The sequence below is a fragment of the Xanthomonas sp. D-99 genome (genome assembly GCF_017746145.1).
In the GTDB taxonomy this organism is placed as follows: Bacteria; Pseudomonadota; Gammaproteobacteria; order Xanthomonadales; family Xanthomonadaceae; genus Xanthomonas; species Xanthomonas cissicola.
On sequence record NZ_JAGHWU010000031.1, the window covers coordinates 1,732 to 2,089 of the forward strand.

Annotated in this window: 1 protein-coding gene and 1 pseudogene; both read right to left on the reverse strand. The window is 58.4% G+C overall.

All coding sequences use genetic code 11. The features are described 5' to 3' along the window. Window positions 1-150, reverse strand: a 150-nt coding sequence (locus J7360_RS21410) for a helix-turn-helix domain-containing protein (protein WP_244667806.1), incomplete at its 3' end; no start/stop codon positions are given. A gap of 72 nt (window positions 151-222) precedes the next feature. Continuing rightward, a pseudogene (locus J7360_RS12730) lies at window positions 223-358 on the reverse strand (transposase); the annotation flags it as partial.

The window sequence follows — 358 nt, forward strand, 5'->3', positions numbered from 1 at the left end:
CCGGCGTGGTTGGCGCTGGGCCGCTGCCACATCGCGCAGATAACGCCGCACTGTATTGCGCGATACCTGCAATTGCCGGGATATCTCCCGGATGCTCATGCCCTGTCGGGCCAATATCTTGATCTCCACTTGTTCCTCTACGGTCAGCATGGCCCTGCAAAAGGGCCAAAGGCTACGGGAGGCGGGTCAATTTGAAGTTGCTGCGGTGGGTCAGATTAAAAGTGCTGGTGACACCTCCATGCCGGCATATTTGGACTTCCAGACGTAATAGGTCGGCTCGCTGATCCCGTGCTTGCGACAGGTCTCGCCGACCTTGGCACCGGCCTCGACCTCTTTGAGGATCCGGACCATCTGTTCT